We start from the raw sequence: 17,715 nt of genomic DNA on the forward strand, positions 1-17,715 counted from the left end.
TGCCTCGGGGCGCGGGGCGTGTAGGTTCCTTCATGTCGGGCAGCAGGGAAAACCGAGGTGACGACCAGGGATTCCCGCCCGTTTCCGTAGAGAATTCTCGCACCATCGCACTATTGCGCTCGCTATTGCGTAGCCAGAAACCTCAAGGAGTTGGCATGAGCTTCAAGAAGCTTGCCCCCCTGCCCCCCAAGCCCAAGTCGAAGCAGCTCCCGCCCCCGCCGGCGCCGAAGCCGCGCAAGAAGGCGCACAAGCCGCTCCCCAAGCCGTTCCCCAACGACGAACGCTGATCGGGCGGTAGCAGAGAGGCCGACGGTGCGCCGTCGGCCTCTCTCTTTTGGTGGGGCTGCCATAAACGATTCCGGCGGCGAACGGAAATTCCACGGCACGGCCTGCAATTTAATCGAGGAGGGCCATGACCCGGCAAAGGCAGAATCAGGAGTACGAGGAATACGCGGACGCGGACGACGAGTACGAGGACGAACTCGACCACGACACGCCGACCATCCCCGCCCGTACCGCCTTCCGGCGTTTCTGGCCGCTGACCAAGGGGCTGCGGAGCTGGCTGCTGGCCATCTGGCTGTGCACGGTGCTCGCCGCACTCGCCGAAACCGCCGCGATCCTCCTCTTCAGCGATCTGACCGACCACGCCCTGCAACAGGGCTCACTGGCCGCGTTCTGGGCCCCGGCCGCCGAATGGCTGGCCGTCGCCGTGCTCGGCGCCGCCGTCGCCTACGCGGGCAACTCCCTCGCCACCTGGGTCACCGAGCGCTTCGTGATGCGGCTGCGCGAGCACGTCTTCGACCACGTACAGCAGTTGCCGCCGCACTTCTTCCAACGCCACCGCCAGGGCGACCTGTTGTCCCGGCTGACCAGCGACGTCGATTCGATCGAGACGATGGTCGTGTCCGGGCTCGTGGGCGCGGCGTCGGCGGCGTTCAGCGCGCTGTTCTACGCGGCGGCCGCCTTCTGGCTGCGCTGGGACCTGGCCGCGGCGACCTTCGTGCTCGCACCCCTGTTCTGGCTGGCCGCCCGCCGCTTCTCCGGCTCCATCAAGTCCGTCTCGCGCGACGGCCGGGTCGCCGACGGCGCGATCACCTCCGTCGTCGAGGAGTCCCTCGGCAACATCGTCCTCACCCAGGCGTACGACCGCCGCGACGCCGAGCGGCGGCGGCTGAACCAGGAGGCGAACGCCTGGTTCAGGGCCTCCGTGCGCTCCGGGCGCCTCAACGAGCTGTACGAGCAGCTCGTCCAGGTCATCGAGACGATCTGCGTGCTCGCGGTCATCGGCCTCGGCGTGTGGGAGATCTCCGGCGGCCGGATGACCCTCGGCCAGCTGCTCGCCTTCGCCGCGTTCCTCGGCTACCTCTACCCGCCCGTGCGCGGCCTGGCCCAGCTCGGTCTCACCATCGCCGCCGCCACCGCCGGGGCCGAACGGCTGATCGAGATTCTCGATGTGCGGCCCGCGGTCGCCGACCCGACGAGCTCGGCCGAGAGCCGGCTCGGCCGCCCCGACGGCGCCGTGGAGGTCCGCGACGCCACCTTCCGCTACCCCGGCGCGGAGAGCGACGCCCTGCGCGGTCTGTCCTTCACGGTCAGCCCCGGCGAGCTGGTGATCGTCACCGGCCCGAGCGGCGCGGGCAAGTCCACCGTGTCCAAGCTCCTCCTGCGCTTCTACGACCCGGACGCCGGCTCGGTCCTCCTCGACGGCGTCCCGGTGGGCGACTTCCCACTGGCCCGGCTGCGCGAGTACGTCACGCTGCTGCCACAGGAGACCCTCGTCCTGCACGACACCGTCCGCGCCAACATCGGCTGCGGGCGCCCCGGCGCGAGCGACGAGGCGCTCGTGGAGGCCGCGCGCGCCGCCGACGCGCACGACTTCATCATGAAGCTGCCGGACGGATACGACACCAAGATCGACCCCAACTCGGCCCGCCTCTCCGGCGGCCAGCTCCAACGGCTCGCCATCGCCCGCGCCATCCTGCGCGACGCCCCGGTCCTCGTCCTCGACGAGCCGACGACCGGCCTGGACGCGATGGCAGCGCGCCGCGTGATCAAGCCACTGCGGCGTCTGATGCAGGGCCGTACGACGATCATGATCACCCACGACCTCAACCTGGCGCCCGACGCCGACCGGATCCTCGTCGTCGACCGCGGCCGTGTGGTCGAAACCGGCCGCCACGACGAACTCCTGGCCCGCGGCGGCGCGTACGCCCGTCTGCACGGATCGCAGAACAACGCGCTGATGGACACCGGTGAGCTGCGGCTGCCGCTGTTCACGGAGGCGGAGGTTACGGTGGGCGGCGCGGTGCCGGTGGGGATGTCGACCGGCATGCCGACGGGGATGCCGACGGGGATGGCTGTGGGGGCGCCGACCGGGGTGCCTGCGGGGGTGCCGGTGGATTACGCGGGGGGCTTCGTGGCAGAAGCGGTTCCGCAGTACGCGTACTACGGAGCCGCAGGGCAGTACGGGGCCGAGGGAGCCTGGTACCCCGGCGCGTTTCCCGACCCCCTCCCTGACCCTCTCCCCGACCCCGATCCACTGCGGGACCCCCTTGACGGCTATCTGCCCGACGGTCGGCCCCTCTTCCGCGACGAGGCACCCTGGACAGGCGCATAAGGGGTTCACGTGCCTGACTTAGTCCATTACTGTGGACCGAGAAGTGCACCTTGATGCACGACTCTTGAGTCGAGCCCCTGGAAGGCCCCGTGAACACCCCCAGCGCCGCCCCGTCCTCCCCGGCGGGTCCGTCCTCCCCGGCCTCGGCCGCCCCGGCGATGGCGCCCGCGCCCACCCCGGGCGAGGGCACCCCGAACCGGTGGGGTGCCCTCGGCCCCGTGGGACTGGTCCTGGCCGGAGGCATCTCGGTGCAGTTCGGCGGCGCGCTGGCGGTCACCCTCATCCCGCGCGCGGGCGCGCTCGGGGTCGTCACCCTGCGCCTCCTGGTGGCCGCGATCGTGCTGATGGCCGTCTGCCGGCCCAAGGTGCGCGGGCACTCACGGGCGGACTGGGGCACGGTCGTGATCTTCGGTCTCACCATGGCCGGGATGAACGGCCTCTTCTACCAGTCGGTCGCCCGTATCCCGCTGGGCCCCGCCGTCACCCTCGAGGTCCTCGGCCCGCTCGTCCTCTCGGTCCTCACCTCCCGCCGCGCCCTGAACCTCCTCTGGGCGGGCCTCGCCCTCGGCGGTGTCTTCCTGCTCGGCGGCGGAGGCTTCGGCTCCCTCGACCCGGTCGGCGTCGCCTTCGCCCTGTCCGCGGGCGCGATGTGGGCGGCGTACATCGTCTTCAGCGCGCGTACGGGCCGACGCTTCCCCCAGGCGGACGGGCTCGCGCTCGCCATGGTGGTCGCGGCGGTGGCGTTCCTGCCGCTGGGGATCGCCGAGTCCGGGACCCGGCTGATCAACCCGACGACCGTGGCTCTGGGCGGCGCGGTCGCCGTGATGTCCTCCGTGCTGCCGTACACCCTCGAACTGCTCGCGTTGCGCCGCCTGCCCGCCGCCACCTTCGCCATCCTGATGAGCCTGGAGCCCGCCGTCGCCGCGACCGCCGGCTTCCTCGTCCTGGACCAGGCCCTCTCCACCACCGAGGCCCTCGCGATCGCCCTGGTCATCGCCGCGAGCATGGGGGCGGTACGGACGCAGGTGGGGCGGGGCAGGGCGAAGAACGTCGGGTCGGTCGGTTCCGTCCGTTCAGCCGACTCGGCCCGGTCCGTCGACTCGGTCGAGGGGGCGTAGCAGCCGGAGGATCATCTCCACCGTCCGCTCGACGGGGCGGGCGCGTGCCGTGGCGCCGAACAGCAGCGTGCGGGTCAGGACGGCGCCCAGCAGCATGTCGAACACGTCGTCAGGGTCCACGGTGGGGTCGACGGTCCCGGGTGGCGCGGCGCGCAGGATGTCCAGGAAGTGCGGTCGCGCCGACATGCGCACGTACACCTCCGGAGGGCCGGTCCGGTCCGACGTCTGGTGGTGCGCGAGCAGGCCGGCGGCGGCCGCGCGGGCCGCGGGTGTGCTGAAGGCCGCCAAGTAGGCACGGATGAACCGGCGTAGATCGCGCGGGAGATCCCCCGTCGGCCGCACGCTCAGCGGGCTGAGCCCGGGGAACGTGGCCTCCTCGATCAGCTCGATCCGGGACGGCCAGCGGCGGTAGATCGCGGAGGCGTGCACGCCGGAGTGTTCGGCGACCGCCTGGATCGTCGTCGCGTCGAAGCCGCGCTGGACGAGCAGTTCGCGCGCCGCCGCGAGGGCCCGTTCGTTGATGCTCGTGTCCCGGGGACGACCGGGGCGGCGGCGCGGCTCTGTCATGGCGGACATCGTAATGACCGGCCGTTCACGGCAGGCCATTATAGGAGGGCCTCTTCTGTAAATGTCGTTGCGTCGCTACAGTCCGAGTGGGGATCCGGGCAGGGATCCGCGTGGGGAAGGGCTGTGACGGATGACCGAGACCGAAGAGCTGCGCGCCACCGCCGAGTTACTGGCGGCCAAGGTCCACGCCCCGGAGGACCAGGTCGAGATCATGCAGCTCGTCGCCCAGTACGGGCCCGCCGTCGACAGCGGATCCGGCGAGGCCGCGGCGGACCTCTGGGCCGAGGACGGCGTCTTCGACGCGGTCCCGCACCTGCGGATGGAGGGCCGGAAGGGCGTCCTCGGATGGTCCACGGCGCCGGTCACCAGAGCGTGATCCACAACGGCTGCGGCCACGTCCTGACCGTGCCGCACATCGTCGTCGACGGCGACCGGGCCACCGGCCGCGGCCACGCGCTGCACCTCCGCTGGGACGCCGACGCCGGCCGCTTCTGGGTGTTCCAGGTCTCCGCGAACACCTGGCGTTGGGTGCGCACTCCGCAGGGCTGGCGCATCGCCGAGCGGATCAACGCCAACCTCGACGCAACCGAGGGACCTCGCGCGATGCTCGCGCAGCCCGCAGACCGGGTCCACCAGGAGGCGGAGTGAGGATCGGACTGATCGGGCCGGGCCGGATGGGCCGCCCGATGGCGTCTTCCGCTCCCTGTAGTCCGCGCGGGGCGCCTTCCTGAAGCCCGCGCGGGACATCTGCTTGTGGTCGGCGCAGCACATCAATTAATGCAAGCATGCTTGCTTGTTTCTGTGCCCGCTGCCATGCTCCAGAGCGCACCGCGAAAGACTCCGCACGCCCGCCGCGCATCGCCGCGCGCCGCCGCACACCGTCGTGCCCCGAGGGGAGCTCCATCGTGTCCGACCCGTCGTCAGTGATCGACGATCTGCATCGGGAGAGCGAAGAACTCGACCTGCTGGTCAGGGACTTGGCGGAGGGCCGCTGGGCACTCGCCACTCCCGCCGCCGGCTGGACCGTCGCTCACCAGATCGCCCACCTGGCCTGGACGGACCGTTCCGCCCTGCTCGCCGTGACGGACGCCGAGGCCTTCGCCAAGGAGGTCGAGAAGGCGATGGCCTCGCCCGGCGGATTCGTGGACGAGGGCGCGGAGGAAGGGGCGCTGCTGCCGCCCGCGACACTGCTCGCCGACTGGCGGTCGGGACGAAAGGCGCTGGAGGAGGCCCTTCGGGCGGCCCCCACAGGCATCCGATTTCCCTGGTACGGCCCGCCCATGTCGGTCGCCTCCATGGCCACCGGCCGCCTGATGGAGACCTGGGCCCACGGCCAGGACGTGGCGGACGCGCTGGGTGTGGCGCGCACTCCCACCGACCGCCTGCGCCACGTGGCCCGCATCGGCGTACGGGCCCGGGACTTCGCCTTCCACGTACGGGGACTCACGCCACCCGCCGGGGAGTTCCGCGTCGAACTGCGTGGCCCGCAAGGCGAGTTGTGGACCTACGGGCCCGAAGAGGCCCCCCAGCGAGTCACCGGCCCCGCCCTGGACTTCTGTCTCCTGGTCACCCAACGGGCCCACCGCGACGACCTCGCCGTACGGGCGGACGGCCCCGATGCCGACCGCTGGCTGGACATCGCGCAGGCCTTCGCGGGGCCACCGGGACAGGGGCGCGAGTCCAAGGGAGACGCCAAGTGACCGTCGCGCCCCTCCGTATAGGCAACGCCTCCGGCTTCTACGGCGACCGCTTCGACGCGATGCGCGAGATGCTCACCGGCGGCCCCCTGGACGTTCTCACCGGCGACTATCTCGCCGAACTGACCATGCTCATCCTCGGCCGCGACCGCCTCAAGAACCCCTCCGGCGGCTACGCCCGCACCTTCCTGGGCCAGTTGGAGGAATGCCTCGGCCTCGCGCTCGAGCGGGGCGTGCGGATCGTGGCGAACGCGGGCGGTCTCAACCCCGCCGGACTCGCCGACGCCGTACGGCAGTTGGCCGACCGTCTCGGCATACCGGCGCGCGTCGCCCACGTCGAGGGCGACGACCTGACCGCCGGCCACCCCAGGAGCCTCGCCGCGCACGCCTACCTCGGCGGTGCCGGGATCGCCGCCTGTCTGCGTGAGGGCGCGGACATCGTGGTGACCGGGCGGGTCACGGACGCGGCGCTGGTCACCGGGCCCGCCGTCGCCCACTTCGGCTGGGCGCCGGACGCGTACGACCGCCTCGCCGGCGCCGTCGTCGCCGGTCACGTCCTGGAATGCGGCACCCAGGCCACCGGCGGCAACTACGCCTTCTTCACCGACCACGACCCGACACGCCTTCGCCACCCCGGCTTCCCGCTCGCCGAACTCCACGAGGACGGCACCAGCGTCATCACCAAACACGACGGCACCGGCGGCCTCGTGGACATCGGCACGGTCACCGCGCAACTCCTGTACGAGACCTCCGGCGCCCGGTACGCGGGCCCCGACGTCACCGCCCGCCTCGACTCGGTCCGCCTCACCCAGGAAGCCCCCGACCGCGTCCGCATCTCCGGTGTACGCGGCGAGGCCCCGCCCCCCACCCTCAAGGTCGGCCTCAACCGCCTCGGCGGCTACCGCAACGAAGTCGTCTTCGTCCTCACCGGCCTCGACATCGAGGCGAAGGCCGCCCTCGTCCGGGACCAGATGGAAGCCGCGCTGGATGCCGCGAAGTCCCGCCCCTCCGAGGTCCGCTGGGACCTCGCCCGCACCGACCACCCCGACGCTCCCACGGAGGAGACCGCGAGCGCCCTCCTGCGCCTCGTCGTACGCGACCGGGACCAGGACGCGGTGGGCCGCACCCTCAGCGGCGCCGCCATCGAACTCGCGCTGGCCAGCTACCCCGGCTTCCACGTGATCGCGCCGCCGGGAAAGGGCTCCCCGTACGGGGTCTTCGAGGACGTGTACGTCCCTCAGGACTCCGTGGAGCACGTGGCGGTCCTCCATGACGGGCGCCGGGTACCGGTCGCTTCGGCCATCGACACCCTCGCACTCGAACCCGCGCCCGAGTCCGCCCTGCCCGAACCGCTCCCTCCGGGGCCGACGAGACGCGCTCCTCTTGGTGTGGTCGCGGGTGCGCGCAGCGGGGACAAGGGCGGGAACGCGAATGTCGGGGTGTGGGTGAGATCGGATGACGCGTGGTGCTGGTTGGTTCATCAGCTGACAGCTGACAGATTTCAGAATCTGATAACTGAAAGCTGTCATCTGAAAGTTGTCCGTCACACTCTGCCGAACCTCCGCGCCCTCAACTTCGTCGTCGAAGGAATCCTCGGCGAAGGCGTCGCCTCCCAGCACCGCTTCGACCCTCAGGCCAAGGCCCTGGGCGAATGGCTCCGCTCCCGCCACCTCGACATCCCGGAGGCCCTGCTGTGACGGTCCTGGCGTCCGCTCTGGACACCGCCGCCCCCGATTACACCGCTCACCGCGAGGCCATGCTCGCCAAGCTCACCGAGCTTGACGCCGAGCACGCCAGGGCGCTCGCGGGCGGCGGCGAGAAGTACGTGGCCCGGCACCGCAAGCGCGGCAAGCTGCTCGCCCGTGAACGCATCGAGCTGCTGCTCGACCCCGACACACCGTTCCTGGAGCTGTCGCCGCTCGCGGCCTGGGGGAGCGAGTACGCGGTCGGCGCGTCGCTGGTGACCGGGATCGGGGTCGTCGAGGGCGTGGAGTGCCTGATCACCGCGAACGACCCGACCGTGCGGGGCGGCGCCAGCAACCCCTGGAGCCTGAAGAAGGCCCTGCGGGCCAACGACATCGCCCTGGCCAACCGGCTGCCCTGCATCAGCCTGGTGGAGTCGGGCGGCGCCGATCTGCCGTCGCAGAAGGAGATCTTCATCCCCGGGGGAGCGATTTTCCGCGACCTCACCAGGTTGTCGGCGGCGGGGATCCCGACCGTCGCCGTCGTCTTCGGGAACTCCACCGCCGGAGGCGCGTACATCCCCGGCATGTCCGACCACGTGATCATGGTCAAGGAGCGGGCGAAGGTCTTCCTGGGCGGGCCGCCGCTGGTGAAGATGGCGACCGGCGAGGAGAGCGACGACGAGTCCCTGGGCGGCGCCGAGATGCACGCGCGCGTGTCGGGTCTCGCGGACTACTTCGCCGTCGACGAACAGGACGCCCTCCGTCAGGCCAGGCGCGTGGTCGCCCGGCTCAACCACCGCAAGGCGTTCGGCGATCCCGGTCCGGCCGCGCCCCCCAAGTACGACGAGGACGAGCTCCTGGGCATCGTCCCCGGCGACCTCCGACACCCCTTCGATCCGCGCGAGGTCATCGCCCGCGTCGTCGACGGCTCCGACTTCGACGAGTTCAAGCCCCTCTACGGGACGAGCCTCACGACCGGCTGGGCAACCCTCCACGGCTATCCCGTCGGCATCCTGGCCAACGCCCGGGGAGTGCTGTTCAGCGCCGAGTCCCAGAAGGCCGCCCAGTTCATCCAGCTCGCCAACCAGCGCGACATCCCCCTTCTCTTCCTGCACAACACCACCGGCTACATGGTCGGCAAGGAGTACGAGCAGGGCGGGATCATCAAGCACGGCGCGATGATGATCAACGCCGTCTCCAATTCGAAGGTCCCCCACCTGTCCGTCCTCATGGGGGCCTCCTACGGAGCCGGTCACTACGGCATGTGCGGGCGCGCCTACGACCCGCGCTTCCTGTTCGCCTGGCCCAGCGCCAAGTCCGCCGTCATGGGCCCCCAGCAGCTCGCGGGCGTCCTCTCGATCGTCGCCCGGCAGTCGGCCGCGGCCAAGGGGCAGCCCTACGACGAGGACGCCGACGCGGCCCTGCGCGCCATGGTGGAGCAGCAGATCGAGTCGGAGTCCCTGCCGATGTTCCTGTCCGGGCGGCTGTACGACGACGGGGTCATCGACCCCCGCGACACCCGCACCGTCCTCGGCCTGTGCCTGTCCGCGATCCACACGGCCCCCTATGAGGGTGCGCGCGGTGGCTTCGGCGTCTTCCGGATGTGAGGTCTCCCCAGTGACCAGCCCAACGACCAGCCCGACGACCAGCCCAGCGATCGGCCGGGTGATCGGCTCCGTCCTCGTGGCCAACCGGGGCGAGATCGCCTGCCGGGTCTTCCGCACCTGCCGTGAGGCGGGGATCCGGTCGGTCGCCGTGTACTCGGACGCCGACGAGAACGCCCTCCACACGCGTGTGGCCGACGAGGCGGTACGGCTGCCGGGGGCGGCGCCCTCGGACACGTACCTGCGCGGCGACCTGATCGTGAAGGCGGCCCTGAGCGCCGGCGCGGACGCCGTGCACCCCGGGTACGGCTTCCTCTCCGAGAACGCCGACTTCGCGCGGTCCGTCCTCGACGCGGGCCTCGTCTGGATCGGGCCGCCGCCCGAGGCCATCGAGGCGATGGCCTCCAAGACGCGCGCCAAGAAACTGATGGGTCTCGAACCGCTGGAGACGGTCACCGCCGCCGATCTCCCGGTGCTCGTCAAGGCGGCCGCGGGTGGCGGCGGCCGCGGCATGCGCGTCGTACGCGAACTCGACGCCCTCGACGCCGAACTGACCGCCGCCCGCGCCGAGGCCCTCAGCGCCTTCGGTGACGGTGAGGTCTTCGTCGAGCCCTACGTAGAGGGCGGTCGGCATGTGGAAGTGCAGATCCTCGCCGACGCGCACGGCACGGTCTGGGCGCTCGGCACCCGCGACTGCTCCCTCCAGCGCCGCCACCAGAAGGTCGTCGAGGAGGCCCCGGCCCCCGGTCTCGGAGACCTGACGGAAACCCTCTACGACCTGTCCGTGCGGGCCGCCCGAGCCGTCGACTACGTGGGCGCGGGAACGGTCGAGTTCCTGGTCGCCGACGGCAAGGCCCACTTCCTGGAGATGAACACCCGACTCCAGGTCGAACACCCGGTGACGGAGGCGGTCTTCGGCGTCGATCTCGTCGCGCTCCAGATCCAGGTGGCGGAGGGCGCGGCGCTCGCGAACGACCCGCCACGCGCGCGTGGGCACGCGATCGAGGCCCGCCTGTACGCCGAGGACCCGGCGCGGGCCTGGGCGCCGCAGACCGGCACCCTGCACCGCCTCGCCGTCCCGGAGGGCGTCCGCCTGGACACCGGTTACACCGACGGCGACCCGATCGGCGTCCACTACGACCCGATGCTGGCGAAGGTGATCGCGTACGCGCCCACGCGCGCGGAGGCCCTGCGCAAGCTGTCGGGTTCCCTGGAGCGGGCCGACGTCCACGGCCCGACGACCAACAGGGATCTGCTCGTACGCTCCTTGCGGCACCCGGAGTTCGCCGAGGCGCGCATGGACACCGGGTTCTACGAGCGCCACCTCGCCGCCCTCACGACGCCGGCCCCGGACCCGTACGCGCCCCTGGCGGCGGCCCTGGCGGACGCGCGGGGCCACTCCCGCTCCCGGTTCGGCGGCTGGCGCAACCTCCCCTCGCAACCCCAGGTCAAGCGCTACGACCTGGCCGGCACCGAGCACGAGGTGCGCTACCGGCACACCCGTGAGGGCCTCACGGCCGACGGGGTGCGTGTGGTGCACGCCGACGCCCGTCTCGTCGTACTCGAAGTGGACGGCGTACGGCGGAAGTTCGCGGTGACACGGTACGGCGACCAGGTGTTCGTGAACGCCACCGCCCTCACCGCCCTGCCCCGCTTCCCCGACCCCACCGCCCAGCAGGCCCCCGGCTCCCTCCTGGCCCCCATGCCCGGAACCGTCGTCCGCGTCGCCGAGGGACTGGCCACGGGAGCCGCCGTACGGGCCGGAGAGCCCCTCCTGTGGCTGGAGGCGATGAAGATGGAACACAAGATCTCCGCGCCGGCGGCAGGCACGCTCACGGCCCTCCACGCCATCCCCGGCCAACAGGTCGAGGTCGGGACCTTGTTGGCAGTCGTAGATCCAACTCTGTGAGAAGAGCGCCCCGTCAGGGGCGCGGGGCTGTCACATCATGCGGCTTCGCCGCATGGGCGCGACCAGCCACATACAACCCGCACTTTTCGTACTCAGCAGGAGGCCCCCATGAGCCCCGCAACAGAGACCGAAGAACACAAGGCCCTCCGATCCGCCGTGGCCGCCCTCGGCAAACGCCACGGCCGCGACTACGACATCAACGCCCTCTGGTCCGAGGCGGCCAAGCTCGGCTACCTCGGCGTCAACCTGCCGGAGGCCTACGGTGGCGGGGGCGGCGGCATAGCCGAACTCTCCATCGTCCTGGAAGAACTCGGCGCCGCGGGCTGCCCCCTCCTGATGATGGTCGTGTCGCCGGCGATCTGCGGCACGGTGATCGCCCGCTTCGGCACGGACGCCCAGAAGCAGGAGTGGCTTCCGGCCCTGGCCGACGGCACCCGCACCATGGCCTTCGGCATCACCGAACCCGACGCGGGTTCCAACTCGCACCGCATCACCACCACCGCCCGCCGGGACGGCGCCGACTGGCTCCTCAGCGGCCGCAAGGTGTTCATCTCCGGCGTCGACATCGCGGACGCCACCCTCATCGTGGGGCGCACGGAGGACGCGCGGACGGGCCGCCTCAAGCCCTGCCTGTTCATCGTCCCGCGCGACGCCGACGGCTTCGGGCGGCGCCGGATCGACATGGAACTCCACAGCGCGGAGAAGCAGTTCGAGCTGACCCTCGACGACGTGCGGCTGCCCGCCGACGCGCTCGTCGGAGACGAGGACGCGGGCCTGCTGCAGCTCTTCGCGGGACTCAACCCCGAGCGGGTGATGACGGCCGCGTTCGCGATCGGCATGGGCCGCTACGCGCTCTCCAGGGCCGTCGAGTACGCCCGCGAGCGCACCGTCTGGAAGGCGCCCATCGGCGCCCACCAGGCCGTCGCCCACCCCCTCGCACAGGCCCACATCGACCTCGAACTCGCCCGCCTGATGATGCAGAAGGCGGCGTACCTGTACGACTCCGGGGACGACGTCGCCGCAGGTGAGGCCGCCAACATGGCCAAGTACGCGGCGGGCGAGGCCTGCGTGAGGGCGGTCGACCAGTCCGTGCACACCCTCGGCGGCAACGGCCTCACCCGCGAATTCGGCCTCGCCTCGTTGATAACGGCCTCGCGCGTGGCTCGTATTGCTCCGGTGAGCCGGGAGATGATTCTCAACTACGTCTCCCATCAGACCCTGGGCCTGCCCAAGTCGTACTAGCCCGTTGCTCCACGAGCCGCTCTAGGAGGAACCGTGTTCCGCAGCGAGTACGCCGAAGTCCCGGCCGTAGAGGAACCCATTCACGAGGCGGTCCTGGGACGCGCCGCCGAGCGCGGCGACACGCCCGCGCTGATCGACGGAGTCGACGGCACCACGCTCACCTACGGGCAGCTGGACCGGTTCCACCGCAGGCTGGCCGCCGCGTTCGCCGACGCGGGCGTCCGCAAGGGCGACGTCCTCGCCCTGCACAGCCCGAACACCATCGCCTTCCCGACGGCGTTCTACGCCGCCACGCGCGCGGGGGCGTCGGTCACGACCGTGCACCCGCTCGCCACGCCCGAGGAGTTCGCCAAGCAGCTGCGGGACAGCGCCGCGAACTGGATCGTGACCGTGTCGCCCCTCCTGGAGACGGCGCGGCAGGCCGCCGAGCTCGCCGGTGGGGTACGGGAGATCTTCGTCTGTGACAGCGCGCCGGGGCATCGCTCGCTGATCGATCTGCTCGGTTCGACCGCGCCCGAACCGGAGATCGACATCGACCCGGTGACGGACGTCGCGGCCCTGCCGTACTCCTCCGGGACGACCGGCATACCCAAGGGGGTGATGCTCACCCACCGGTCCATCGCCACCAATCTGGCGCAGCTGGTGCCCTTCTTGCCGATGGGCGAGGGCGAGCGCATCCTCGCGGTGCTGCCCTTCTTCCACATCTACGGGCTGACGGCCCTGATGAACGCACCCCTCAGGCAGGGCGCCACCGTCGTCGTACTGCCCCGCTTCGACCTCGACTCCTTCCTCGCGGCCATCGAGAAACACCGCATCAGCGGCCTCTTCGTGGCGCCGCCGATCGTGCTGGCCCTGGCCAAGCACCCGGCCGTCGCGCGCTACGACCTGTCGTCCCTGAAGTACATCGTCTCCTCCGCCGCGCCCCTGGACGCCAAGCTCGCGCTGGCCTGCGCCGAACGGCTCGGGCTGCCGCCCATCGGCCAGGGCTACGGGATGACGGAACTGTCTCCCTGCACGCACCTGGTCCCCCTGGACGCCTCCCAGGACGCGCCCCCGGGAACGGTCGGCAGGCTCGTCCCGGGCACCGAGATGCGCATCGTCTCCCTCGACGACCCCGACAAGGACCTGGGCGTCGGGGAGGCGGGCGAGATCGTCATCCGCGGTCCCCAGGTCATGAAGGGCTATCTGGGGCAGCCCGACGCCACCGCCGCGATGATCGACCCGGACGGCTGGCTGCACACCGGAGACGTCGGTCACGTGGACACCGAGGGCTGGCTGTTCGTGGTCGACCGCGTCAAGGAGCTCATCAAGTACAAGGGCTTCCAGGTCGCGCCCGCCGAACTGGAGGCACTGCTCCTCACCCACCCCGGCATCGCGGACGCCGCGGTCATCGGTGTCTACAACGAGGACAACAACGAAGTCCCGCACGCCTTTGTGGTGCGCCAGCCGTCCGGGGCCGGCCCGGCCGGTCCGGCGGCGGACCTCTCCGACGTCACCGGCCTCTCCGAAGGAGAGGTGATGATGTACGTCGCCGAGCGCGTCGCCCCGTACAAGAGGGTCCGCGGCGTCACCTTCATCGACGCCGTCCCACGTGCGGCCTCCGGGAAGATCCTGCGCCGGGAACTGCGAGGCCTGTCATGACCGTTGAACCGGTTGTCCGCGTGACGCACGACCGCGCCGTCACCACGCTCACGCTCGACGCGCCCGCCAACCGCAACGCCCTCTCCGCCGCCCTCGTGGGCGAGCTCGCGGACGGGCTCACCCGGTGCGGCAAGGACCGTGACGTCCGCGCCGTAGTCCTCGCCCACACGGGGAACACGTTCTGTGCGGGCGCCGACCTGCGCGACCCCCCGCACCCGGACGCGCTCGTCGCCCTGCTGCGGCAGATCGTCGAGCTGCACAAGCCCGTGGTGGCCCGGGTGACGGGACATGTGCGGGCGGGCGGACTGGGACTCCTCGGAGCCTGCGATCTGGCGATCGCCTCCAAGGAGGCCACGTTCGCCTTCACGGAGGTACGCATCGGCGTCGCGCCCGCCGTGATCTCCCTTCCCCTGTTGCCCCGGACGGACCCCCGCGCTCTCGCCCGCTACTACCTCACGGGCGAACGTTTCGACGCGGCGGAGGCGGTACGGACGGGACTCCTGACGGCGACCGGCGACGACGTCGACGTCACCCTGGAACCCGTCCTGGACGGCCTGCGCCGCGCCTCCCCCCAAGGCCTGGCCGAGACGAAACGGCTGCTCACGGCTAGGGTGCTGGAGGCCTTCGACCGGGACGCGGGCGCCCTGACCGCGCTCTCGGCCGAACTGTTCTCCTCCGCGCAGGCGCGCGAGGGGATGACGGCCTTCCTCGAACGACGGGATCCCGCATGGGTGGTGTGAGCACGACGGAAGCCGCGGAGCGCGCGGAGCCCACGGACGCGACCACGGACGCGACCACGCACGCCACGGACGCGTCGACGGACGCGACAGAGCCTGCCGAAATCGCCCCCCGCAGTCCCCGGCTTCCGCACGTTCCCAAGCAGGACCGCAGTCGCGCCACCCGGCAGCGGCTGCTCGCGGCCGCCGTGGCCTGTCTCGCCGAGCACGGCTGGGCGGGCTCCACGGTCTCCGTCGTCGCCGAGCGCGCGGGAGTGTCCCGGGGGGCCGCCCAGCACCACTTCCGCACCCGCGAGGAGCTGTTCACCGCGGCGGTGGAGTACGTCGCCGAGGAGCGCTCCACCGCGCTGCGCGCCCTGTTCCCGGAGGGTGCCGCCGACCGCCGCGAGGTGGTCGCGGCCCTGGTCGACCTCTACACCGGCCCCCTCTTCCGCGCCGCCCTCCACCTCTGGGTCGCCGCCTCCAACGAGGAGCAGCTCCGCCCGAGGGTCACCGAGCTGGAGGCCCGCGTGGGCCGCGAGACCCACCGGATCGCCGTGGAACTCCTCGCCGCCGACGAATCCCGCCCGGGCGTACGCGAAACGGTCCAGGGACTCCTGGACATGTCCCGCGGCCTCGGCCTCGCCAACCTCCTCACGAACGACGGGGGGCGACGGGAACGGGTGGTGGCGCAGTGGGGCGTACTGCTGGACGAGGCGCTGGGCTGAGCCTCGCCGACGTCACGGACCGAGGCGCTCCGCCCGCCAGCTGCCGTCCGGCTCCGCCACGTAGCGCAGCCGGTCGTGGAGGCGGTTCTCGCGGCCCTGCCAGAACTCGACCGTCCGGGGGGCGACGCGGAAGCCGCCCCAGTGCGGGGGCACGGGGACCTGCTCACCCTCCGGGTAGCGGGCGCTCAACTCCTCGTAGGCGGCGTCGAGCTCGTCCCGGGAGGAGATGACCGAGGACTGGGGGCTGGCCCACGCGCCGAGCTGGGAGCCGTGCGGGCGGGTGCGGAAGTACGCGGCGGTCTCGTCGCGTCCGGTGCGCCGTGCCGTTCCGGTGACGATGACCTGGCGGGCCATCGGGTGCCAGGGGAAGAGCAGCGAGACGTACGGGTTCTCGGACAGCTCGCGGGCCTTGCGGGAGTCGTAGTTGGTGTAGAAGACGAAGCCCTGCTCGTCGTACTGCTTGAGCAGCACCGTGCGTGAGCTGGGCCGGCCCTCCGCGTCCGCCGTGGAGACGATCATCGCGTTCGGCTCGTACACCATGCCCTGCACGGAGGCCTGCGCGGCCTGCTTGAACCAGCGGGCGAACTGGTCCATGGGATGCGCGGCGAGATCGGCCTCGACGAGTCCCTCGGCGCGGTAGTGGGCGCGCATCGCTGCAGGGTCGGCGGCGAGTTCTTCGGCGTCGCCCGTGGCTTCTGCGGCGGCGGCTTCCGCGGCGCGCAGGACGAGGGGCTCGGCGGCGGATTCATCCGGGAAGCGGTCGCGGTCGGTCACGCGGTCATCTTGCCGTATCCCGGTACGGCATTGAGTGACAGCGGATGGCACTGAGTGCCGCGGGGCCTCCCCAAAGGTGGCACTCGGGGATATGGTGCTGCCACGGTTGCGGTGGGATGACCGCCGGCCGCACGGGGCATCACCGGGAAGACGTACCGGACCGCGAGTCCACGAGCCGACCGTGGAGCCGGACGTCGACCACCCATCACCGACGCACGGTTTCCCCTTCCGACCGCAAGACCCGCCCCCACCACCACCCCCACCGTCACCCCCATAAACCCCCCGTCGTACACATCACGAGGAGCCGCCTGATGTCCGACTTCGTACCCGGACTCGAAGGAGTCGTCGCGTTCGAGACGGAGATCGCCGAACCGGACAAGGAGGGCGGCGCACTCCGGTACCGGGGCGTCGATATCGAGGATCTGGTCGGCCACGTCTCCTTCGGAAACGTGTGGGGCCTCCTCGTCGACGGCGCCTTCAACCCCGGACTGCCGCCCGCCGAGCCGTTCCCGATCCCCGTCCACTCCGGCGACATCCGCGTCGACGTCCAGTCCGCGCTCGCCATGCTCGCCCCCGTCTGGGGCCTCAAACCCCTCCTCGACATCGACGAGGCCCAGGCCCGCGAGGATCTCGCCCGCGCCGCCGTCATGGCCCTCTCGTACGTCGCCCAGTCCGCCCGCGGCCAGGGTCGGCCCATGGTTCCGCAGAGCGAGATCGACAAGGCGCACTCCGTCGTCGAACGCTTCATGATCCGCTGGCGCGGCGAGCCCGACCCCAAGCACGTCGCGGCCGTGGACGCCTACTGGACGTCCGCCGCCGAGCACGGCATGAACGCGTCCACCTTCACCGCCCGTGTCATCGCGTCGACGGGCGCGGATGTCGCCGCCGCCCTCTCCGGCGCCGTCGGGGCCATGTCCGGGCCGCTGCACGGCGGCGCGCCCTCCCGCGTCCTCGGCATGATCGAGGAGATCGAGCGCACGGGCGACGCGGAGGCCTACGTCAAGAAGGCCCTCGACAAGGGCGAACGCCTGATGGGCTTCGGCCACCGCGTCTACCGCGCCGAGGACCCGCGCGCCCGTGTCCTGCGCCGCACCGCCCGCGAGCTAGGCGCCCCCCGCTTCGAGATCGCCGAGGCGCTGGAGAAGGCGGCCCTGGAGGAGCTCCACGCGCGCCGCCCGGACCGCGTCCTGGCGACGAACGTCGAGTTCTGGGCCGCGATCATGCTCGACTTCGCCGAGGTCCCGGCGCACATGTTCACATCGATGTTCACCTGCGCCCGTACGGCAGGCTGGTCGGCGCACATCCTGGAGCAGAAGCGCACGGGACGGCTCGTACGGCCGTCCGCGCACTATGTGGGCCCCGGCCCGCGCAGCCCCCAGGAGATCAAGGGCTACGAGGACATCGCGCACTGAGCGCA

16 protein-coding genes are annotated in these 17,715 nt (G+C 71.4%); 14 read left to right on the forward strand and 2 right to left on the reverse strand.

The annotated features are described in order from the left end of the window. Positions 1-155: 155 nt before the first annotated feature. The 3 genes from SMIR_RS44335 (at position 156) to SMIR_RS20915 (ending at position 3,735) form a co-directional block, all read left to right on the forward strand. Positions 156-287, forward strand: a complete 132-nt coding sequence (locus SMIR_RS44335) for a hypothetical protein (protein ID WP_256258009.1) — start codon at positions 156-158, stop codon at positions 285-287. Positions 288-412: 125 nt separating this feature from the next. Continuing rightward, positions 413-2,617: an ABC transporter ATP-binding protein gene (locus SMIR_RS20910; protein WP_168492838.1), complete on the forward strand. Its 2,205-nt coding sequence runs from the start codon at positions 413-415 to the stop codon at positions 2,615-2,617. A gap of 89 nt (positions 2,618-2,706) precedes the next feature. Next, positions 2,707-3,735 (forward strand): EamA family transporter, encoded by a 1,029-nt coding sequence (locus tag SMIR_RS20915; RefSeq protein WP_168492836.1) that lies wholly within the window; start codon positions 2,707-2,709, stop codon positions 3,733-3,735. Here the strand turns inward: SMIR_RS20915 and SMIR_RS20920 are convergent. After that, positions 3,691-4,302, reverse strand: coding sequence for a TetR/AcrR family transcriptional regulator (locus tag SMIR_RS20920; protein ID WP_168492835.1), 612 nt, complete (start codon positions 4,300-4,302; stop codon positions 3,691-3,693). The genes SMIR_RS20915 and SMIR_RS20920 overlap by 45 nt on opposite strands. A 130-nt stretch (positions 4,303-4,432) precedes the next feature. Here SMIR_RS20920 and SMIR_RS44340 point away from each other — a divergent pair, with 130 nt between their 5' ends. The 10 genes from SMIR_RS44340 (at position 4,433) to SMIR_RS20965 (ending at position 15,524) form a co-directional block, all read left to right on the forward strand. After that, positions 4,433-4,678: a nuclear transport factor 2 family protein gene (locus SMIR_RS44340; RefSeq protein WP_248002976.1), complete on the forward strand. Its 246-nt coding sequence runs from the start codon at positions 4,433-4,435 to the stop codon at positions 4,676-4,678. Continuing rightward, entirely contained in the window at positions 4,648-4,950 is a 303-nt protein-coding gene (locus SMIR_RS20925; protein WP_248002975.1) for a nuclear transport factor 2 family protein, read from the forward strand. Before SMIR_RS44340 ends, SMIR_RS20925 begins: the two co-directional genes overlap by 31 nt. Before the next feature lie 257 nt (positions 4,951-5,207). Further along, entirely contained in the window at positions 5,208-6,002 is a 795-nt protein-coding gene (locus SMIR_RS20930; RefSeq protein WP_168492834.1) for a TIGR03084 family metal-binding protein, read from the forward strand. Beyond that, positions 5,999-7,696 (forward strand): acyclic terpene utilization AtuA family protein, encoded by a 1,698-nt coding sequence (locus tag SMIR_RS20935; protein WP_212727236.1) that lies wholly within the window; start codon positions 5,999-6,001, stop codon positions 7,694-7,696. Before SMIR_RS20930 ends, SMIR_RS20935 begins: the two co-directional genes overlap by 4 nt. Beyond that, on the forward strand, positions 7,693-9,291 hold the full coding sequence (locus SMIR_RS20940; protein ID WP_168492833.1) for an acyl-CoA carboxylase subunit beta: 1,599 nt from the start codon (positions 7,693-7,695) through the stop codon (positions 9,289-9,291). Before SMIR_RS20935 ends, SMIR_RS20940 begins: the two co-directional genes overlap by 4 nt. 58 nt (positions 9,292-9,349) lie before the next feature. Continuing rightward, positions 9,350-11,197, forward strand: coding sequence for an acetyl/propionyl/methylcrotonyl-CoA carboxylase subunit alpha (locus SMIR_RS20945; protein WP_168501115.1), 1,848 nt, complete (start codon positions 9,350-9,352; stop codon positions 11,195-11,197). A gap of 108 nt (positions 11,198-11,305) precedes the next feature. After that, complete coding sequence (locus tag SMIR_RS20950; protein ID WP_168492832.1) at positions 11,306-12,439, forward strand: acyl-CoA dehydrogenase family protein; 1,134 nt, start codon at positions 11,306-11,308, stop codon at positions 12,437-12,439. A 33-nt stretch (positions 12,440-12,472) separates the two neighbouring features. Next, entirely contained in the window at positions 12,473-14,080 is a 1,608-nt protein-coding gene (locus SMIR_RS20955; protein WP_168492831.1) for a 4-coumarate--CoA ligase family protein, read from the forward strand. Beyond that, positions 14,077-14,820, forward strand: a complete 744-nt coding sequence (locus tag SMIR_RS20960; protein ID WP_168492830.1) for an enoyl-CoA hydratase family protein — start codon at positions 14,077-14,079, stop codon at positions 14,818-14,820. The genes SMIR_RS20955 and SMIR_RS20960 overlap by 4 nt, the downstream gene beginning before the upstream one ends. 101 nt (positions 14,821-14,921) lie before the next feature. Further along, positions 14,922-15,524: a TetR/AcrR family transcriptional regulator gene (locus SMIR_RS20965; RefSeq protein WP_168501114.1), complete on the forward strand. Its 603-nt coding sequence runs from the start codon at positions 14,922-14,924 to the stop codon at positions 15,522-15,524. A 12-nt stretch (positions 15,525-15,536) separates the two neighbouring features. Here SMIR_RS20965 and pdxH read toward each other — a convergent pair whose 3' ends face one another. Beyond that, positions 15,537-16,175, reverse strand: coding sequence for a pyridoxamine 5'-phosphate oxidase (pdxH, locus tag SMIR_RS20970; protein ID WP_168501113.1), 639 nt, complete (start codon positions 16,173-16,175; stop codon positions 15,537-15,539). Between the two features lie 434 nt (positions 16,176-16,609). Between pdxH and SMIR_RS20975 the strand changes: the two genes are divergently transcribed. Then, on the forward strand, positions 16,610-17,710 hold the full coding sequence (locus SMIR_RS20975) for a citrate synthase 2 (protein WP_168492829.1): 1,101 nt from the start codon (positions 16,610-16,612) through the stop codon (positions 17,708-17,710). Positions 17,711-17,715: the final 5 nt, after the last annotated feature.

The sequence above is a fragment of the Streptomyces mirabilis genome (genome assembly GCF_018310535.1).
In the GTDB taxonomy this organism is placed as follows: Bacteria; Actinomycetota; Actinomycetes; order Streptomycetales; family Streptomycetaceae; genus Streptomyces.

What these genes read in the sequence shown, in the direction of transcription:
- SMIR_RS44335 (WP_256258009.1), top strand. Translation starts at nt 156, where the DNA reads ATGAGCTTCAAGAAGCTTGCCCCCCTGCCCCCCAAGCCCAAGTCGAAG.
- SMIR_RS20910 (WP_168492838.1), top strand. Translation starts at nt 413, where the DNA reads ATGACCCGGCAAAGGCAGAATCAGGAGTACGAGGAATACGCGGACGCG.
- SMIR_RS20920 (WP_168492835.1), bottom strand. Translation starts at nt 4,302, where the DNA reads ATGACAGAGCCGCGCCGCCGCCCCGGTCGTCCCCGGGACACGAGCATC.
- SMIR_RS44340 (WP_248002976.1), top strand. Translation starts at nt 4,433, where the DNA reads ATGACCGAGACCGAAGAGCTGCGCGCCACCGCCGAGTTACTGGCGGCC.
- SMIR_RS20925 (WP_248002975.1), top strand. Translation starts at nt 4,648, where the DNA reads ATGGTCCACGGCGCCGGTCACCAGAGCGTGATCCACAACGGCTGCGGC.
- SMIR_RS20950 (WP_168492832.1), top strand. Translation starts at nt 11,306, where the DNA reads ATGAGCCCCGCAACAGAGACCGAAGAACACAAGGCCCTCCGATCCGCC.
- SMIR_RS20960 (WP_168492830.1), top strand. Translation starts at nt 14,077, where the DNA reads ATGACCGTTGAACCGGTTGTCCGCGTGACGCACGACCGCGCCGTCACC.
- pdxH (WP_168501113.1), bottom strand. Translation starts at nt 16,175, where the DNA reads ATGCGCGCCCACTACCGCGCCGAGGGACTCGTCGAGGCCGATCTCGCC.
- SMIR_RS20975 (WP_168492829.1), top strand. Translation starts at nt 16,610, where the DNA reads ATGTCCGACTTCGTACCCGGACTCGAAGGAGTCGTCGCGTTCGAGACG.